The organism is Aquibium carbonis, assembly GCF_003970795.1.
GTDB lineage: Bacteria > Pseudomonadota > Alphaproteobacteria > Rhizobiales > Rhizobiaceae > Aquibium > Aquibium carbonis.
The window spans coordinates 68,139-82,477 of record NZ_RWKW01000015.1 but is presented as its reverse complement, the minus strand read 5'-3'; the positions used below and the strand labels follow the sequence as shown (position 1 = coordinate 82,477).

Annotated in this window: 12 protein-coding genes; 6 read left to right on the top strand and 6 right to left on the bottom strand. The window is 68.0% G+C overall.

Going from position 1 to position 14,339, the window contains the following annotated elements; all coding sequences use genetic code 11:
* Positions 1-53 precede the first annotated feature (53 nt).
* From EJC49_RS04970 to EJC49_RS04955, 4 genes are all read right to left on the bottom strand, one after another.
* The gene (locus EJC49_RS04970; RefSeq protein ID WP_126698362.1) at positions 54-1,367 is read right to left on the bottom strand and encodes a CmpA/NrtA family ABC transporter substrate-binding protein; all 1,314 of its coding nucleotides are present in this window, start codon (positions 1,365-1,367) and stop codon (positions 54-56) included.
* Positions 1,368-1,718: 351 nt separating this feature from the next.
* Positions 1,719-2,948 (bottom strand): CmpA/NrtA family ABC transporter substrate-binding protein, encoded by a 1,230-nt coding sequence (locus tag EJC49_RS04965; RefSeq protein WP_126698361.1) that lies wholly within the window; start codon positions 2,946-2,948, stop codon positions 1,719-1,721.
* Positions 2,945-3,544, bottom strand: a complete 600-nt coding sequence (locus EJC49_RS04960; RefSeq protein ID WP_126698360.1) for an ANTAR domain-containing response regulator — start codon at positions 3,542-3,544, stop codon at positions 2,945-2,947. Before EJC49_RS04960 ends, EJC49_RS04965 begins: the two co-directional genes overlap by 4 nt.
* A 61-nt stretch (positions 3,545-3,605) precedes the next feature.
* The gene (locus EJC49_RS04955; protein WP_126698359.1) at positions 3,606-4,385 is read right to left on the bottom strand and encodes a cobalamin-binding protein; all 780 of its coding nucleotides are present in this window, start codon (positions 4,383-4,385) and stop codon (positions 3,606-3,608) included.
* 232 nt (positions 4,386-4,617) lie between these two features.
* Here EJC49_RS04955 and EJC49_RS26025 point away from each other — a divergent pair, with 232 nt between their 5' ends.
* Both EJC49_RS26025 and EJC49_RS04945 read left to right on the top strand, forming a co-directional pair.
* A complete protein-coding gene (locus EJC49_RS26025) occupies positions 4,618-5,811 on the top strand; it encodes an MFS transporter (protein WP_126698358.1) in 1,194 nt (397 codons plus the stop codon).
* Between the two features lie 110 nt (positions 5,812-5,921).
* A complete protein-coding gene (locus EJC49_RS04945; RefSeq protein WP_245453266.1) occupies positions 5,922-6,638 on the top strand; it encodes a CerR family C-terminal domain-containing protein in 717 nt (238 codons plus the stop codon).
* 22 nt (positions 6,639-6,660) lie between these two features.
* Here EJC49_RS04945 and EJC49_RS04940 read toward each other — a convergent pair whose 3' ends face one another.
* Positions 6,661-8,700, bottom strand: a complete 2,040-nt coding sequence (locus EJC49_RS04940) for a hydantoinase/oxoprolinase N-terminal domain-containing protein (RefSeq protein ID WP_126698356.1) — start codon at positions 8,698-8,700, stop codon at positions 6,661-6,663.
* A 410-nt stretch (positions 8,701-9,110) separates the two neighbouring features.
* On the opposite strand from EJC49_RS04940, the gene EJC49_RS04935 reads away from it, so the two are divergent.
* Positions 9,111-9,620: a YciE/YciF ferroxidase family protein gene (locus EJC49_RS04935; protein WP_126698355.1), complete on the top strand. Its 510-nt coding sequence runs from the start codon at positions 9,111-9,113 to the stop codon at positions 9,618-9,620.
* Positions 9,621-9,709: 89 nt separating this feature from the next.
* Here the strand turns inward: EJC49_RS04935 and mbfA are convergent, their stop codons facing one another.
* Positions 9,710-10,693 (bottom strand): iron exporter MbfA, encoded by a 984-nt coding sequence (mbfA, locus tag EJC49_RS04930; RefSeq protein ID WP_126698354.1) that lies wholly within the window; start codon positions 10,691-10,693, stop codon positions 9,710-9,712.
* Positions 10,694-10,908: 215 nt separating this feature from the next.
* Between mbfA and EJC49_RS04925 the strand changes: the two genes are divergently transcribed.
* The 3 genes from EJC49_RS04925 (at position 10,909) to EJC49_RS04915 (ending at position 14,332) form a co-directional block, all read left to right on the top strand.
* Positions 10,909-13,086, top strand: a complete 2,178-nt coding sequence (locus EJC49_RS04925; protein ID WP_126698353.1) for a malate synthase G — start codon at positions 10,909-10,911, stop codon at positions 13,084-13,086.
* Between the two features lie 65 nt (positions 13,087-13,151).
* On the top strand, positions 13,152-13,838 hold the full coding sequence (tsaB, locus tag EJC49_RS04920; RefSeq protein WP_126698352.1) for a tRNA (adenosine(37)-N6)-threonylcarbamoyltransferase complex dimerization subunit type 1 TsaB: 687 nt from the start codon (positions 13,152-13,154) through the stop codon (positions 13,836-13,838).
* Positions 13,838-14,332 (top strand): GNAT family N-acetyltransferase, encoded by a 495-nt coding sequence (locus EJC49_RS04915; protein WP_126698351.1) that lies wholly within the window; start codon positions 13,838-13,840, stop codon positions 14,330-14,332. The genes tsaB and EJC49_RS04915 overlap by 1 nt, the downstream gene beginning before the upstream one ends.
* Positions 14,333-14,339 lie beyond the last annotated feature (7 nt).

Here is a 14,339-nt window from a genome sequence, read left to right as displayed (position 1 = left end):
CGTGGTGGGAGGTGTGCCGGCGGCCGCGGCCGCCGGTCGCGGGCGTCGCGTGGTCAGACCATCGCCTTGATGGACAGGCTGTCGAGATAGGCGGTCGGGTCCGCCGGGTCGAAGACCTTGCCGTCGAAGAAGGTCTCGACGCCGCGGCTGTCGCCCGAGGGGAGATCGGCGAGGCCAAGACCCGTCGCCGCTTCGAGCCAGAGGTCGGAGCGGTTGGTCGCGTCGACCATCGCCTTCACGTCCGTGGTTCCGGGGAACTTTCCCCAGCGGATGTTCTCGGTCATGAACCAGGTGTCGAGGCTCTTCCAGGGATAGGACGTCTCGCCCCTTTCGCCCCAGAACTTCATCATCAGCTTGGTGCCGGCGGCGGTGCGGCCGTTGCCGTAGTTGATGTCGCCCTTGATGCGTCCGATGATGTCCGGCACCGGCACGTTGTACCACTGGCGCCGGCCGATGATCACGGCCATCTCCTGCTTGTTGGCCATGTCGTCGCACCATTGCTGCGCTTCCATGGTGGCCATCATGATGGCCAGCGTCGCCTTCGGGTTCTTGTCGACGAAGTCGGCGCGCATGCCGAGAACCTTTTCGGGATGACGGAACCAGAGTTCGCCGGTGGTCAGCGCCGTGAAGCCGATCTTCTGGTGGACGAGTTGCTCGTTCCACGGTTCGCCGACGCAGAAGCAGTCCATGTTGCCGACCTTCATGTTCGCCACCATCTGCGGGGGCGGAACGACGATCAGGTCCACGTCCTTGTCGGGGTCTATGCCGCCGGCGGCGAGCCAGTAGCGGATCCACAGATCGTGCGTGCCGCCCGGGAAGGTCATCGCGGCCGAGACCGTCTTGCCCTCGGCCTTCTTCTTCGCAAAGGCCTCCTTCAGCGCGCCGGCATCCTTCTGCACGCCGGTATCGGCATATTCCTGCGCCACCGAGATGCCCTGGCAGTCTTCGTTGAGGTTGAGCAGCGTGTACATCGGCAGGGGCTGCTTGTTCTGCATGACGGCGCCCGACGAATAGAGGTGCACCTTCGGACGCAGGATGTGGCCGCCGTCGATGCCGCCGCTTCCGGTGCCGAGCGCCATGTTGTCGCGCGTGGCGCCCCATGAGGCCTGCTTCAGGATTTCCATGTCCGGAAGGCCGTGTTTCTCGAACAGGCCCTTTTCCTTGGCGATGATCAGCGGCGCTGAATCGGTCAGGGCGATGTAGCCGAGTTTGGTTCCGGTCACTTCCGGACCGGACGCGGCCGCATGAGCACCGTCGGGCAGCAGATGGCGTCCGGCAAGGAGAAGGGCACTCGTCGCCGCCACGTCCTTGAGGAAGCGGCGGCGGCCAAGGTTGGAGGACTTCGTCGCGGTCTGGCTTTCGGTCATCTCGAGCTCCGGGCTGGACGGCTGGGGAGGAGCCGTCGGTTGCAGATGGTCAAAAACAAAAAAGCTGCCGCCAGAACCTCGCGTCCGTACATCCGGGAGCGCGAATCTCTGAGCGGCAGCTTTGCCTGGGGCGCCCATCCTTGGACGCCGATCGATCTAGCCACGACGGCTTCGGTTACATCGAAGCACGAACCGTGCCAGTTCGCTCCGATCGTTCCATGTGCTTGAGACGACAGCCATTCTCGTCAGTGCGGCATCGGGAGGTCCAACGCGTGGATGTCAAACCTTGGGCAATGGTAAGCCCATAAATTGTGCAATGCACAAGAATTGACGTCCGCGACCCGGCCGCCGTCAGCCGCTCGCCTGCGCCTCCACATAGGCGTCGAGCGCATGCGGATCGAAGATGCGGCCGTCGAAGAACCCGTCCGGCCCGAGCACGAGGCTGGCTCCCGCCGAGCCGACCGGGGTGGCAGCCGTTAGCGCGCCTTCCACCTTCGCATTGGCGCCCGGAAGCGCGACGCCGAGCGGCTTCAGGGCGCTGCGGTAGAGGTTCGGGCGGTAGCAGTCGAGCGCGATCGCCACGTGGGCAGGCGTATGCGCCACGTCGCCCCAGCGCACCATCTGGGTGTAGAACCAGAGCGAATGGCTCTTCCAGGGAAAGTTCGCCGCCTTGTCGAACGGCAGGTAGAAGTCGGCGACCCGTTGCATCGTCCCCGAGCCGGGGTCGAGCCGTCCCGTCAGCGCCCGCATCTGGATGTCCGCTGGCTGGCCGAGGAAGCCCGGCTGCGCCATCAGTTCGGTGAGCGCCCGGTGGTTCGCCGGATCCTGGCACCAGCGCGCCGCATGGTGCATGGCGCGCAGCAACGCCGCCAGCGCGTCCGGGTGCTCGTTCGCCCAGGCCCCGCGCACGCCGAGCACCTTCTCCGGGCTGTTGCGCCAGATCGCCGCCTTCACCGTTGCGATGTGGCCGGTGCCGGCGACGACCGAGACGCTGTTCCAGGGCTCGCCGACGCAATATCCGTCGATGCGTCCAGCCGCGAGCGCATCCGCCATGAAGGGCGGCGGCACGATGACGATCTCGATCTCGCGTGCCGGATCGATCCCGCAGCCGGCCAGCCAGTAGCGCAGTTCGTAATTGTGCCCCGAGTGGGGATGGGTCACGGCAAAGCGCAGCATCGGCGCGCCCGCCGCCTCCCGCGCCCGGATCGAGGATCGCAACGCCCGCCCGTTGCGGGTCGGGTCGAGGTCGGCCAGCGCGCCGTGCTCGACCATGCCGTCCCACACCGCGTTGGACACGGTGACGCAATTGCCGCCGAGCCCGAACGAGAACGGCACGATCGTGTCCGACGCCAGCGGCGTCAGCCCGAGGTTGCAGGCCAGCGGCATCGGCCCCAGCATGTGCGCCACGTCGAAATGGCCGATGGCGATGCGGTCGCGAATGTTGGCCCAGGACGTCTCGCGGAACAGTCTCAGGTCAACGCCTTCGCGTTCGGCAAAGCCCAGTTCGCGCGCCACGATCAGGATCGCGCAGTCGAAGAGCGGCATGAAGCCCGCATCGATCTGGTGCTCGTTCATCGTCATGGACCTCCTGGCCCGAGCAGGTCGGCGGCCGTCACGAGGCTCTGCGCCACGTCGGCGAGCTTGCGGTTCTGGTTCATCGCCGTCTTTCTCAGCAGCGCATAGGCGTCTTCTTCGCTCATGCCGCGCGATTTCATCAGGATCCCCTTGGCGCGCTCGACGAGCTTGCGCCCTTCCAGTTCGCCGCGCGCCTCTTCCAGCTCCCGCGCCATGCGCGAAAAGGCGTTGAACCGGCTGATCGCCATCTGCAGGATCGGCTTGACCCGCTCCTTGCGCAGACCGTCGACGATGTAGGCCGAGACGCCCGCATCGACGGCGGCCTCGATCGAGGCGGTGTCGGCGCGGTCGACGAACATGGCGATCGGCCGCTTCACCGCGCGCGACAGCTGGAACATGTTCTCCAGCATGTCGCGGTTGGGGTTTTCCAGGTCGATGACGATGACGTCGGGATTGACCTCGGTGATCTTCCGCGCGATGCCGCTGACGTCATGAACCAGGGTCACCGCCGTGTGCCCCGCCTCGCGCAGGCCCTCCTCGATCACCGCGGCACGGATGCGGTTCTCGTCGATGATCAGGATGCGGAGCTCTGCGGGGTTCATGCGCAGCTAGTTTGCGCGTTCCGCGTTTCGCTGCAATGCAAAAAAAGTATGCCGCGCCCGCTCAGCCTCTCAGGGCCGTCAGAATCGCGTCGAGGCCGTCGGTCAGCGCGGCGGGTCCGGGCTGCAGGATCAGCGGCGACTTGATCTCGACGATGCGTCCGTCGCGCACGGCCGGAATGGCCTCCCAGCCCGGTCGCGCGGCGATCTTCTCAGGGCGCACCTTCTTGCCGCACCAGGAGGCGAGGATCACGTCGGGAGCCGCTTCGATCACCCTTTGCGGTGCCACGATGCGGTCCTTCGCCGCCTTCTCCCGGGCCAGGCCGGGAAGGACGTCCTCGCCGCCCGCGATCGCCACCAGTTCCGAAACCCAGCCGATACCGCTGATCAGCGGCTCGTCCCATTCCTCGAAGAAGACGCGCGGCCGGGCGCGCCCGGCGCCGGCCGCCGCGATCTCCGCCAGCCGCGCCTCATGGCCGCATGCGAGCGCTTCGGCTTTCTCCGATGCGCCGACCAGCGCCCCCACGGTGCGGATCATGGCGAGGATGCCGGCGACGTCGCGCTGGTTGAAGGCGTGCACCGCGATCCCCGCGCGGATCAGCGCCGCCGCGATCTCCGCCTGCAGGTCGGAGAAGGTGAAAACCAGGTCCGGTTCGAGTGCCAGGATCTTGGGAATGTCGGCCGAGGTGAACGCCGAGACGCGAGGCTTCTCCTTGCGCACCCGCGCCGGCCGCACCGCATAGCCCGACACGCCGACGATGCGGTGCTCTTCGCCGAGGAGGTAGATCGTCTCAACCGTCTCCTCGGTCAGGCAGACGATGCGTTCGGGCGGAAAGTGTCTCATCGGCGTGTCGTGTCCAATCGTCCGGTCGCGACCGTGTCCGGATCGTTGCGTTGTCCCAGCCGGCGGCAAGCGACGCAAGCCCTCGCCCGCTGCGCCCCGCTGGCCCAACGCGCGCTATCGTTTGGGTCACGCGGTTTCCGGCCCGACTGCCGCTTTGCCCTGACGACGCAGAAGGATAAGGGTGGCGCATGAGGGCAAATCCCGCATCCAGCGGCTTACCCGAGAGGACGCCTTGACGACGGACGCCACGACCCGCCCGGCGCCGCGCGTGCATGCGCTGATGATCGCCACGCTGGCCGCCGGCAATTTCGCCATCGGCATGGGCGCCTTCGTCGTCATCGGCATCCTGTCGCCGCTCGCCGACGACCTCGGCCTGTCGAAGACCGGTGCGGGGCTGATCATGACCATCTACGCGGTCGCCTATGCCGTCCTGTCGCCTCTGCTGGTCGCCTATACCGGGCATCTCGGCCGCCGCACGGTGCTGGCGATCGGCCTGGCGGTGTTTGCCTTGTCTGCCGTGCTGGCGCTCGTCGCGTGGAACGGCGAAATGCTCTACGCCGCGCGCATCCTCGCCGCCATCGGCGGCGGCCTGTTCACGCCGGTGGCGGCAAGCGTGGCGTTCTCGGCCAGCGCACCCGCCATGCGGGGCCGGGCGCTCGCCCGTGTGTTTCTCGGCATGACGCTCGCCCAGGCGCTCGGCATTCCGCTCGGCAGCTTCGTGGGCTACACCTTCGGCTGGCGCGCCGCCTTCGCCATCGTGGCGGTCCTCAGCGTCGCAACGCTCGTGCTGGTGATGCGAACCGTGCCGCGCCACGTGGCGTTCCAGCCGAATTCGCTGCGCACGCTCGTCGATGCGCTGGCCGACTGGCGCAGCCTCGTTTCGATCCTGGTGACCGCGACCATCACTGCCGCACCCTATTTCGTCTACACCTTCATCACCCCGCTGCTGGAAGCCCGGATGGGCTTCGGCCGCGACGGCGTCACCCTCGTCCTGCTGGTCTATGGCGTCGGCGCCGTGGCAGGCAGCTGGGCGGCCGGCGGCTGGACCGACCGTTTCGGACCGATTCGCACCATCTACGGCGTCCTGGCCGTGCAGGCGCTCCTGATGCCGGTCTTCTCCTTCCTGCCGGTTCCGCTGCCCGTCCTGCTCCTCCTGGTCTTCCTGTGGGCCATGTTCGGATGGTCGTTCCTCGTGCCGCAGCAGACGCGCCTCGTGCGTCAGGCGCCGCAGCGCCAGGCGGTGGTGCTCTCGCTCAACGCGGCCTGCATCTATCTCGGCGCCTCGCTCGGTTCGGCGGCCGGTGGCGTTGTGGCCGAAAATTTCGGCCTCGACTGGCTTGGGATCGCGGGAATGCTCGCGGTTCTGCTCGCGACGGTGCATCTTCTCATTTCCGAATCGCTGTTTCGTGGACGTCGCGCGGGTTGAGTCGGGATCGAACGGTTGGCCGGTCGGGACGTCCGACTGGTGCGAGGGATCGGGTGACGCGTCCGGGCGTTTGTCTGTCGAGTGCGCCGTCGACTGCTGGGGTCAATCACGTGAACGATCATGAACCGAAGACGACCAACCCGTCCCTTGCCCCGGACGCGAGCAGGGACGCCACGGCAAGCGGCGCCGACCAGACGCGATTTGCCCTGATCCAGGCCGCTTTGAATTTGTTTGGGCGAAAGGGCTTCGATGGCACGTCGACCCGCGAGATCGCAACCGTCGCCAAGGCCAACATCGGATCCATCGCCTATCATTTCGGCGGCAAGGAAGGGCTGCGCTGCGCCTGCGCGGAGCATATCGTCGAGACGGTGAACGCCATTGCGCGCCATGCGCTGGGTCAGGCGGCCAGCGTCCTGTCCGATCCGATGGACCGCGAGACGGCGCGCAGCATGCTCCATGCGGTCGTGGAGCGCTTCGTGGTGACCGTCGTCTGCAACCCGCAGGCGGTCCCCTTTGTCCAGTTCGTTCTGCGCGAGCTCGCCCACCCCACGTCGGCGCTGGAGCGGATCTATGGCGGCGTCTTCGAGCCCAACCACAAGCGCTTCTGCATGCTGTGGGAAAAGGCGACCGGCCGGCCCGCCGACAGTGAAGCCACCATGCTCACCGTATTCACGGTCGTCGGCCAAGTCATGTATTTCCGCATCGCCCGCGAAGCGGTGAAGCGGCGCATGGGCTGGACGGAGCTTGGACCGGCTGAAGGCCGGGCGATCGCGGCGACCGTCTGCGCCAACATCGACGCCATGCTGGCGGCCGCCCGAAAGGACTGACGGTTCACCCGGTGCGTACGGGTCACACCGCCACGCGGGGCCGGCCGCTGGCGGTGGCGACCAGCAGCGCCTCGATGAAGCTGCGGCTGCCTTCCACCGTCGCGGCCTTGACCTCGCGGTCGATCGTCACCTGCGCCGCCTCGGCGCCCGCCTGCGCGGCCCGCTCGCCGGCCAACTGGCTGATCATCGCCTCGGCGGCGGCGATCGCCTCGCCCTCCGACAGAAAATCGCGCATCGTCTCCCCGGCGGTCATCCGAAACAGCCCTTCCTTCGGCTGGCTGACGCGGGCCTCCGCCGTGACCCGCACCTGGCCGACCACGGCGCCGAGCGCGTTGGCGACGTCCGCGTCCGGCGGCAGCAGGCACTCGTTGCCGACGAGTTGCGGCAGACCGGCATAGTGCAGCGCCGCCGATGCTCCGAGCCCCACCACCGGCCGGTCCAGCGCGACGGTGAGCCTGGCGATGCCGCCCCGGCCGTCGACCGAACGCTGCACCAGCGCATGCGCGACCGTCGCCGCTCCGTCCAGCCCGTCTTCGGCGAAGGCCGTTTCCAGGATCACCTCGGCCGAACGGCGCGTCAGCGCCGACAGAACCCGCAGCGACATCGCCTCGGGCGACACGGCGATCGGCTGGCCGCGACCGTCGCGGCGGCGGGCAAACAGCTCCGCGCCCATGCGCGCCGTCGACGCGTCCCAGTTCGATTGCAGCGACAGCACGTGGGCCGCGTCCGACGGGGTGAAGCCGCAGACATGCACCAGCCCGCGCGCCACCAGCCGGTTCAGCGTCGCCATCTGCGCGGTGGACGCGAGCAGCCTGTCGAGCGGTTGCGGCTCGGCCGTGATCGTGGAGAACAGCTTTGCCTCGGGCGCGGTCAACCCCGCTTCCAGATGCGCCGGCACGCCGGTGCGCAGCGCGAAACGTCCGTCCATGCGACCAGGGTTGGGTGCCCGCAACTGCCGTTCCAGGTGTTCGCGCACGCAAGCGCCATGGCGCACGCCGGCAAGCGCCAGCGGCACCAGCCGGCGCGGCCCGAGCTTCAGGGCCGGCTCCAGCCCGCCATCCTCCAGCGCGATTTCGGAATCGCCGCCGAGGCCGAAGGTGCGCATCGCCACGGCCTCCACCATGGTGCGGAAGCCGCCGACGGTCGCACCCTCCGGATCGAGCCGCGGCCGGCCCTGGTCCAGCACGGCGACGTCGGTCGTGGTGCCGCCGATGTCTGACACGACCGCATCGTCGAGCCCCGTCATGTGCCGCGCCCCGACGAGGCTGGCCGCCGGCCCCGACAGGATGGTCTCGATCGGCCGGGTGCGCGCGAAGGCCGCTGATACCAGCGCCCCGTCGCCGCGCACCACCATCAGGGGCGCGTGGATGCCGCGCCGTTCCAGAAAGCCTTCGGTGGCGGCCACCAGCCGGTCGATCATCGAGATCAGGCGGGCGTTGAGCAGCGTCGTCAGTGCCCGGCGCGGCCCGCCGAGCTTCGACGACAGTTCATGGCTGGCCGTCACCGGCAGGCCGGTCCGCTGCCTGATCATCTCCCGCGCGGCGATTTCATGCGCCGGGTTGCGGGTCGAGAAATAGGCAGCGACCGCAAAGCCCGACACCTGGCCGGCGAGTGCCGGCAGTTGCGCTTCAAGCTCCGACAGGTCCAGCGTCCGGGCATTGCCGTGCACGTCGTGGCCGCCGGGGCAGGACACCAGCGGGTCGCCGCCGAGCGCCACGGCCAGCCCGTCGCGCGCGAGATCCTCCGGCTCGAAGCCGATCATCACCAGCGCCACCCGCCCGCCCTGACCCTCCACCAGCGCATTGGTCGCGAGCGTCGTCGACATCGACACGAGCTTGATCGCGGCCGGATCGACGCGGGCCTTCGCCAGCACCGCGTCGACCGCGCCCGAAATCCCCTCGGCCAGATCATGGCGCGTCGTCAGCGCCTTGGCCTTGGCCACCACGCCCGCCGACTGCGACCAAAGCACCGCGTCGGTGTAGGTGCCGCCGGTGTCGATGCCGAGGAAGAGCGGGGCGTCGGTGCGGGGAGCGTTCGGGGCCGTCTGCGTCCTGGATGCCATGGTTGCCGGTGGTGTCGGGCGCGGCGGATGCCGCTCGCCGGGGGAGGGGATGCGTTGCCGATCCATAGCGCCTTGCCCGGCCCGCGCCAACGGCACGGGCGACATGCCCTGCCGCGAATGCGGCGGCGCAGCGGGCTGCGTCTTCCCGAAGCGACCCCTTAGAAGTTGCTGCCTCGAGGGCTGACGTTGTGCGGGATCGCAACTCCTTACGCGAACCTTTGATGCCTGGCCGCCCCGCCAGGCCGAGCCAGTGGAAGGACCGCCGCGTGGCATTCCCTGTAACCGTTCGTGATCGTCGCGTTCCCCGTCGTGCGGATTTTCGGGGAACGGGCGCTGCGTGGCGACGTTCGGTTGGGACGCGGCGGCAACACGCCGTCGTTCGCAAACACCAACCAGGAAGGGAGATTCCGATGGGACTCTTCACCCGTGACATCAAGACCATGGACGATCTGTTCGTCCACCAGCTGCAGGACGTCTATTATGCCGAGAAGCAGATCCTGAAGGCCCTGCCGACGATGATCGACAAGGCGACCAGCCCTGAGCTGAAGGCTGGCTTCAAGCAGCACCTGTCCGAGACCGAGGGCCAGGTTCAGCGGCTGGAGCGCGTCTTCAAGATGCATGGCGTCGAGCCGAAGGCGGTCAATTGCCCGGCGATCGACGGCATCATCAAGGAGGCCAACGAGGTGGCCGGCGAAGTCGACGACAAGGAAGTGCTCGATGCCGCGCTGATCGCCTCGGCGCAGGCGGTGGAGCATTACGAGATCACGCGCTACGGCACGCTGGTCGCCTGGGCGCGCCAGCTTGGCCGCGACGATTGCGCCGCCGTGCTCCAGCAGACGCTGGACGAGGAATACGCCACCGACCACAAGCTGACGGCAATGGCGGAAAGCCGCATCAACATGAAGGCCGCCGCCGAATAGAGCGGTCACTGGACCGGGTGGCGACATCCGGTATGGGCCAGGGAGAGACCGGTCCGGCCATGCCGGGCCGGTCTTTTTTTCAGCCTGAGTCAGGCATTTCCGATCAGGATGCCCGCCGCCAGCACCAGCGATCCACCCAGCACCACCTGCAGGGTCGCGCGGAGGAACGGCGTTTCCATGAAGCGGTTCTGGATGTAGGCGATGGCCCAGAGCTCGATGAAGACCACCACCGCCGCGATCGCCGTCGCCGTCCAGAAATGCGGGATCAGGTAGGGCAGCGCGTGGCCGAGTCCGCCCACCGTCGTCATGATGCCGGAGGCGAGCCCGCGCTTCAGCGGCGAGCCGCGTCCCGAAAGCTTGCCGTCGTCATGGGCGGCTTCGGTGAAGCCCATCGAGATGCCGGCGCCCACCGAGGCGGAAAGACCGACGAGGAAGGTCTGCCAGGTGTTGCCGGTGGCAAATGCCGCCGCGAAGATCGGCGCAAGCGTCGAGACCGATCCGTCCATCAGCCCGGCCAGTCCCGGTTGCACATAGGTCAGAATGAACTGTCGGCGCTCGCTGGAGACCTCCTCGCGCCCGACGTCGTCAGGAACGTGCTCGGCTTCCAGGTCGTGCGCCAGTTCGCCGTGGCCGGACTCCGCCGCCGCCAGGTCGCCCAGAAGCTTTCGCGTGCTGGCATCGGAGGTGCGCTTCATCGCCTCGCGATAGAACCGCTCCGCCTGCCGCTCCATCTCCTCGGCTTGCCCGCGAACCTGCTCGATGCCGAGCGGTCGCACCAGCCAGTCGGGCTTGCGCTGATAGAAGCCGCGCACGTGCTCGCGCCGGATCAGCGGGATTCGTTCACCGAAGCGGGCGCGGTGGAGCTCGATCAGCGCCGCGCGGTGTCCGTCCTCTTCCGCCGCCATGCCCTCGAAGATCCGGGCGGAGTTGGGAAAGGCGTCGTGCAGCCCGTCGGCATAGGCGCGGTAGATGCGGGCGTCGTCCTCTTCCGAGGAGATGGCGAGCGCCAGGATCTCCTGTTCCGAAAGCGTATCGAAGGACCGGCGCGACAGGCCGAAAACGCGGGACAACATGAGTGCGGGCCTCTGGATTAGAATAGTTCTAAACTAGACGCCCGCTGTTCGAAGGTCAACACTGCCCGATGTCGCGGCAGACCGCCGCATTCCGACATGGGCGAATCGATGGCCCCGACCTTCGTGTGATTGACGCGCCGGTCCCCCTGTGGTGAACGCTCTGCGAGGACTACGCGCGCTTGCAGCCTGGCGCGACCAAACGGGAGAGACGTTTCATGACCGACCGCATCGAGATCGACGGACTGAAGATTGCCCGCGAGCTGCACGACTTCGTGGTCGCGGAGGCGCTTCCGGGAACCGGCCTCGATGCCGCGAAATTCTGGTCCGACGTCTCGGCGATCGTCCATGACCTTGCGCCGAGGAACCGCGCGCTGCTGAAGAAGCGCGACGAGATGCAGGAGCGGATCGACGCATGGCACCGCGCCAACGGCGCGCCGTCCGATCTCACCGCCTACAAGGCGTTCCTGTCGCAGATCGGCTATCTCCTGCCGGAGGGCGCGGCCTTTTCGGTTTCCACCTCCAATGTGGACGCCGAGATCGCGACGATCGCCGGGCCGCAGCTGGTCGTGCCGGTCATGAACGCGCGCTATGCTTTGAACGCCGCCAACGCCCGCTGGGGTTCCCTCTACGATGCGCTCTACGGCACCGACGCCATCCCGGAAGCGGACGGCGCGGACAAGGGTCGGGGCTACAATCCGGTGCGCGGGGCGAAGGTGATCGCCTGGGCGCGCCGGTTCCTCGACGAGAGCGCCCCGCTCGACGAGGCGTCCTGGTCCGACGTCAAGAGCGTCGACATCGCCCACGGCCGGCTCGTGCTCACCCTGCTCGATGGCAGGATGACGGGCCTCACCGACGGAGCGCAATTCGCCGGCTATGTTGGCGATCCATCCGCGCCGTCACGGTTCCTGCTCGCGAAGAACGGCCTGCACATCGAGGTCGTCATCGACGCCACCTCGGCGATCGGCAAGGACGACCCGGCCCACATCTCCGACGTCTGGCTGGAATCGGCGCTGACGGCGATCATGGATTGCGAGGACTCGATTGCCGCGGTGGACGCCGAAGACAAGGTCGTGGTCTATCGCAACTGGCTCGGCCTGATGAAGGGCGACCTGACGGAGGAGGTCGCGAAGGGCGGCAAGACCTTCACCCGCAGCCTCAGCCCCGACCGCGAATATGTCGGCGCCGACGGCTCGACGCTCGTCCTGCCCGGGCGTTCGCTGATGCTGGTGCGCAATGTCGGCCACCTGATGACCAACCCCGCGATCCTCCTGTCCGACGGGTCGGAAATGCCCGAAGGCATCATGGACGCGGTCATGACCGCGATGATCGCCTTGCACGACATTGGCGAGAACGGCCGACGCATGAACAGCCGCGCCGGCTCGATGTACGTCGTCAAGCCGAAGATGCACGGGCCGGAGGAAGTGGCCTTCGCGGTGGAGCTGTTCTCCCGCGTGGAAGCCGCGATCGGCATGGCGGCCAACACCATCAAGATGGGCATCATGGACGAGGAGCGCCGCACGACGGTCAACCTCAAGGAATGCATCCGCGCGGCGAAGGAGCGTGTGGTGTTCATCAACACCGGCTTCCTCGACCGCACCGGCGACGAGATGCATACCTCCATGGAGGCCGGCCCGATGATCCGCAAGGGCGACATGAAGCAGGCCGCCTGGATCCAGGCCTACGAGAACTGGAACGTCGACATCGGCCTGGAGTGCGGGCTTGCCGGCCATGCCCAGATCGGCAAGGGCATGTGGGCGATGCCCGACCTGATGGCGGCGATGCTGGAGCAGAAGATCGGCCACCCGAAGGCGGGCGCCAACACGGCCTGGGTGCCCTCGCCGACGGCCGCCACGCTGCACGCCACGCACTATCACAAGGTCGACGTCAAGGCGGTGCAGGCGACGCTGAAGAGCCGCCCGCGCGCGAAGCTCGACGACATCCTGTCGGTGCCGGTCGCGGTTCGGCCAAACTGGACGCCCGAGGACATCCAGAAGGAGCTCGACAACAACGCGCAGGGCATTTTGGGCTATGTCGTCCGCTGGGTCGACCAGGGCGTCGGCTGCTCCAAGGTGCCCGACATCAACGACGTCGGTCTGATGGAGGACCGCGCGACGCTGCGCATCTCGTCCCAGCACATCGCCAATTGGCTGCGCCACGGCGTCTGTTCGCAGGAGCAGGTGATGGAGACGATGAAGCGCATGGCCGCGATCGTCGACCGCCAGAACGCCGGCGACCCGCTCTACCGGCCGATGGCGCCCGATTATGACGCCTCGATCGCCTTCCAGGCCGCCTGCGATCTGGTCTTCAAGGGGCGCGAGCAGCCGAACGGCTACACCGAGCCGGTGCTGCATGCCCGCCGGCTGGAACTCAAGGCACGCGACCGCGCCGGCTGAGACGGCGGCAATCGAAGCCGCGGCGTCGCTTGTCGCCGCGCGCGCCATTGCCTATGCCTCGTGCGATGAAGATTCTCGCGATCGATACCGCGGCCGAATGGTGCGCCGCTTGCCTCTTCGATGACGGCTCGGGCGGTCTCCTGGGTCTCGAGGCGCGCGACATCGGCAAGGGACACGCCGAGGCGCTGATGGGGGTCATCGGCGCCGCGCTCGAGAGGGCAGGCGCATCCTATCGCGACGTGGAGGCGATCGCGGTCTCGGTTGGACCGGGATCGTTCACCGGCGTGCGGATCGGCGTGGCCACCGCGCGCGGCCTGTCGCTGGCGCTGAAAGTGCCCGCGGCGGGCGTCACCACGCTCGCCGCGCTCGCCTTCGAGGCCGAGCCGCTGGCGAACGGGCGCCCGGTGCTGGCCGTGCTGGACGCGCGGCGCGACGAGTTCTACGCTGCGCTCTACGGCCCGGGCGGCGCAGTGCATGCGGCGCCGGCGATCCTCGACCTGAACGCCGCAGTCGCGATGGCGGGACTGATGAAGCCTCTCATCGTCGGCTCCGGCGCCCGCCTCGTCGCCGAAGCGGCGGGCCTCGACGGGAACGCGACCGCGCTGGCCGATCTGCGCACCGCCGCCATCGAAACCGTCGCAAGGCTTGCTGCACGGCAGGGCTTCGCCGGCGAAAAGCCCCGGCCTCTCTACCTTCGCGGGCCGGATGCGCGCCCGCAGGATGGCTTTGCCCTGCCGCGGAGCGGCGCCTGATGCGCATGCCCTTCTTCAACGGCCGCAAGCGCGAGTTCGTCATCGACCGTCTCGGCGCGGGCGACGTGATGGCGCTGGAGACCCTCCACAGGGAGGACTTCGCTCGCCCTTGGAGCCATCTCGAATTCGCCAGCCTGCTCGACCAGGAACCGGTCTTCGGCTTTGCGGCGAGAGAGGTCGGCAAGCCCGGCGCGCTGCCATCCGGTTTCGTCCTGGCACGCCTGACGGCGGGGGAAGCGGAAATCCTCACCGTCGCCGTGGCACGGGCGGCCCGACGCGCCGGCCTGGGTTGGGCCTTGATGGACGCCGTCCTGCGCGAACTCTATGCCGAACGGGCCGAGGCGCTGTTCCTCGAGGTCGACGAAACCAACCTGCCGGCGCTGGCGCTCTACCGCCGGCTCGGCTTCCGCGAGGTCGGGCGCCGTCCCGCCTACTACGAACACACGGGCGCGAAGCCGACCGCCGCGCTTGTCATGCGCCGCGATCTCCGCTAGCGGCTTC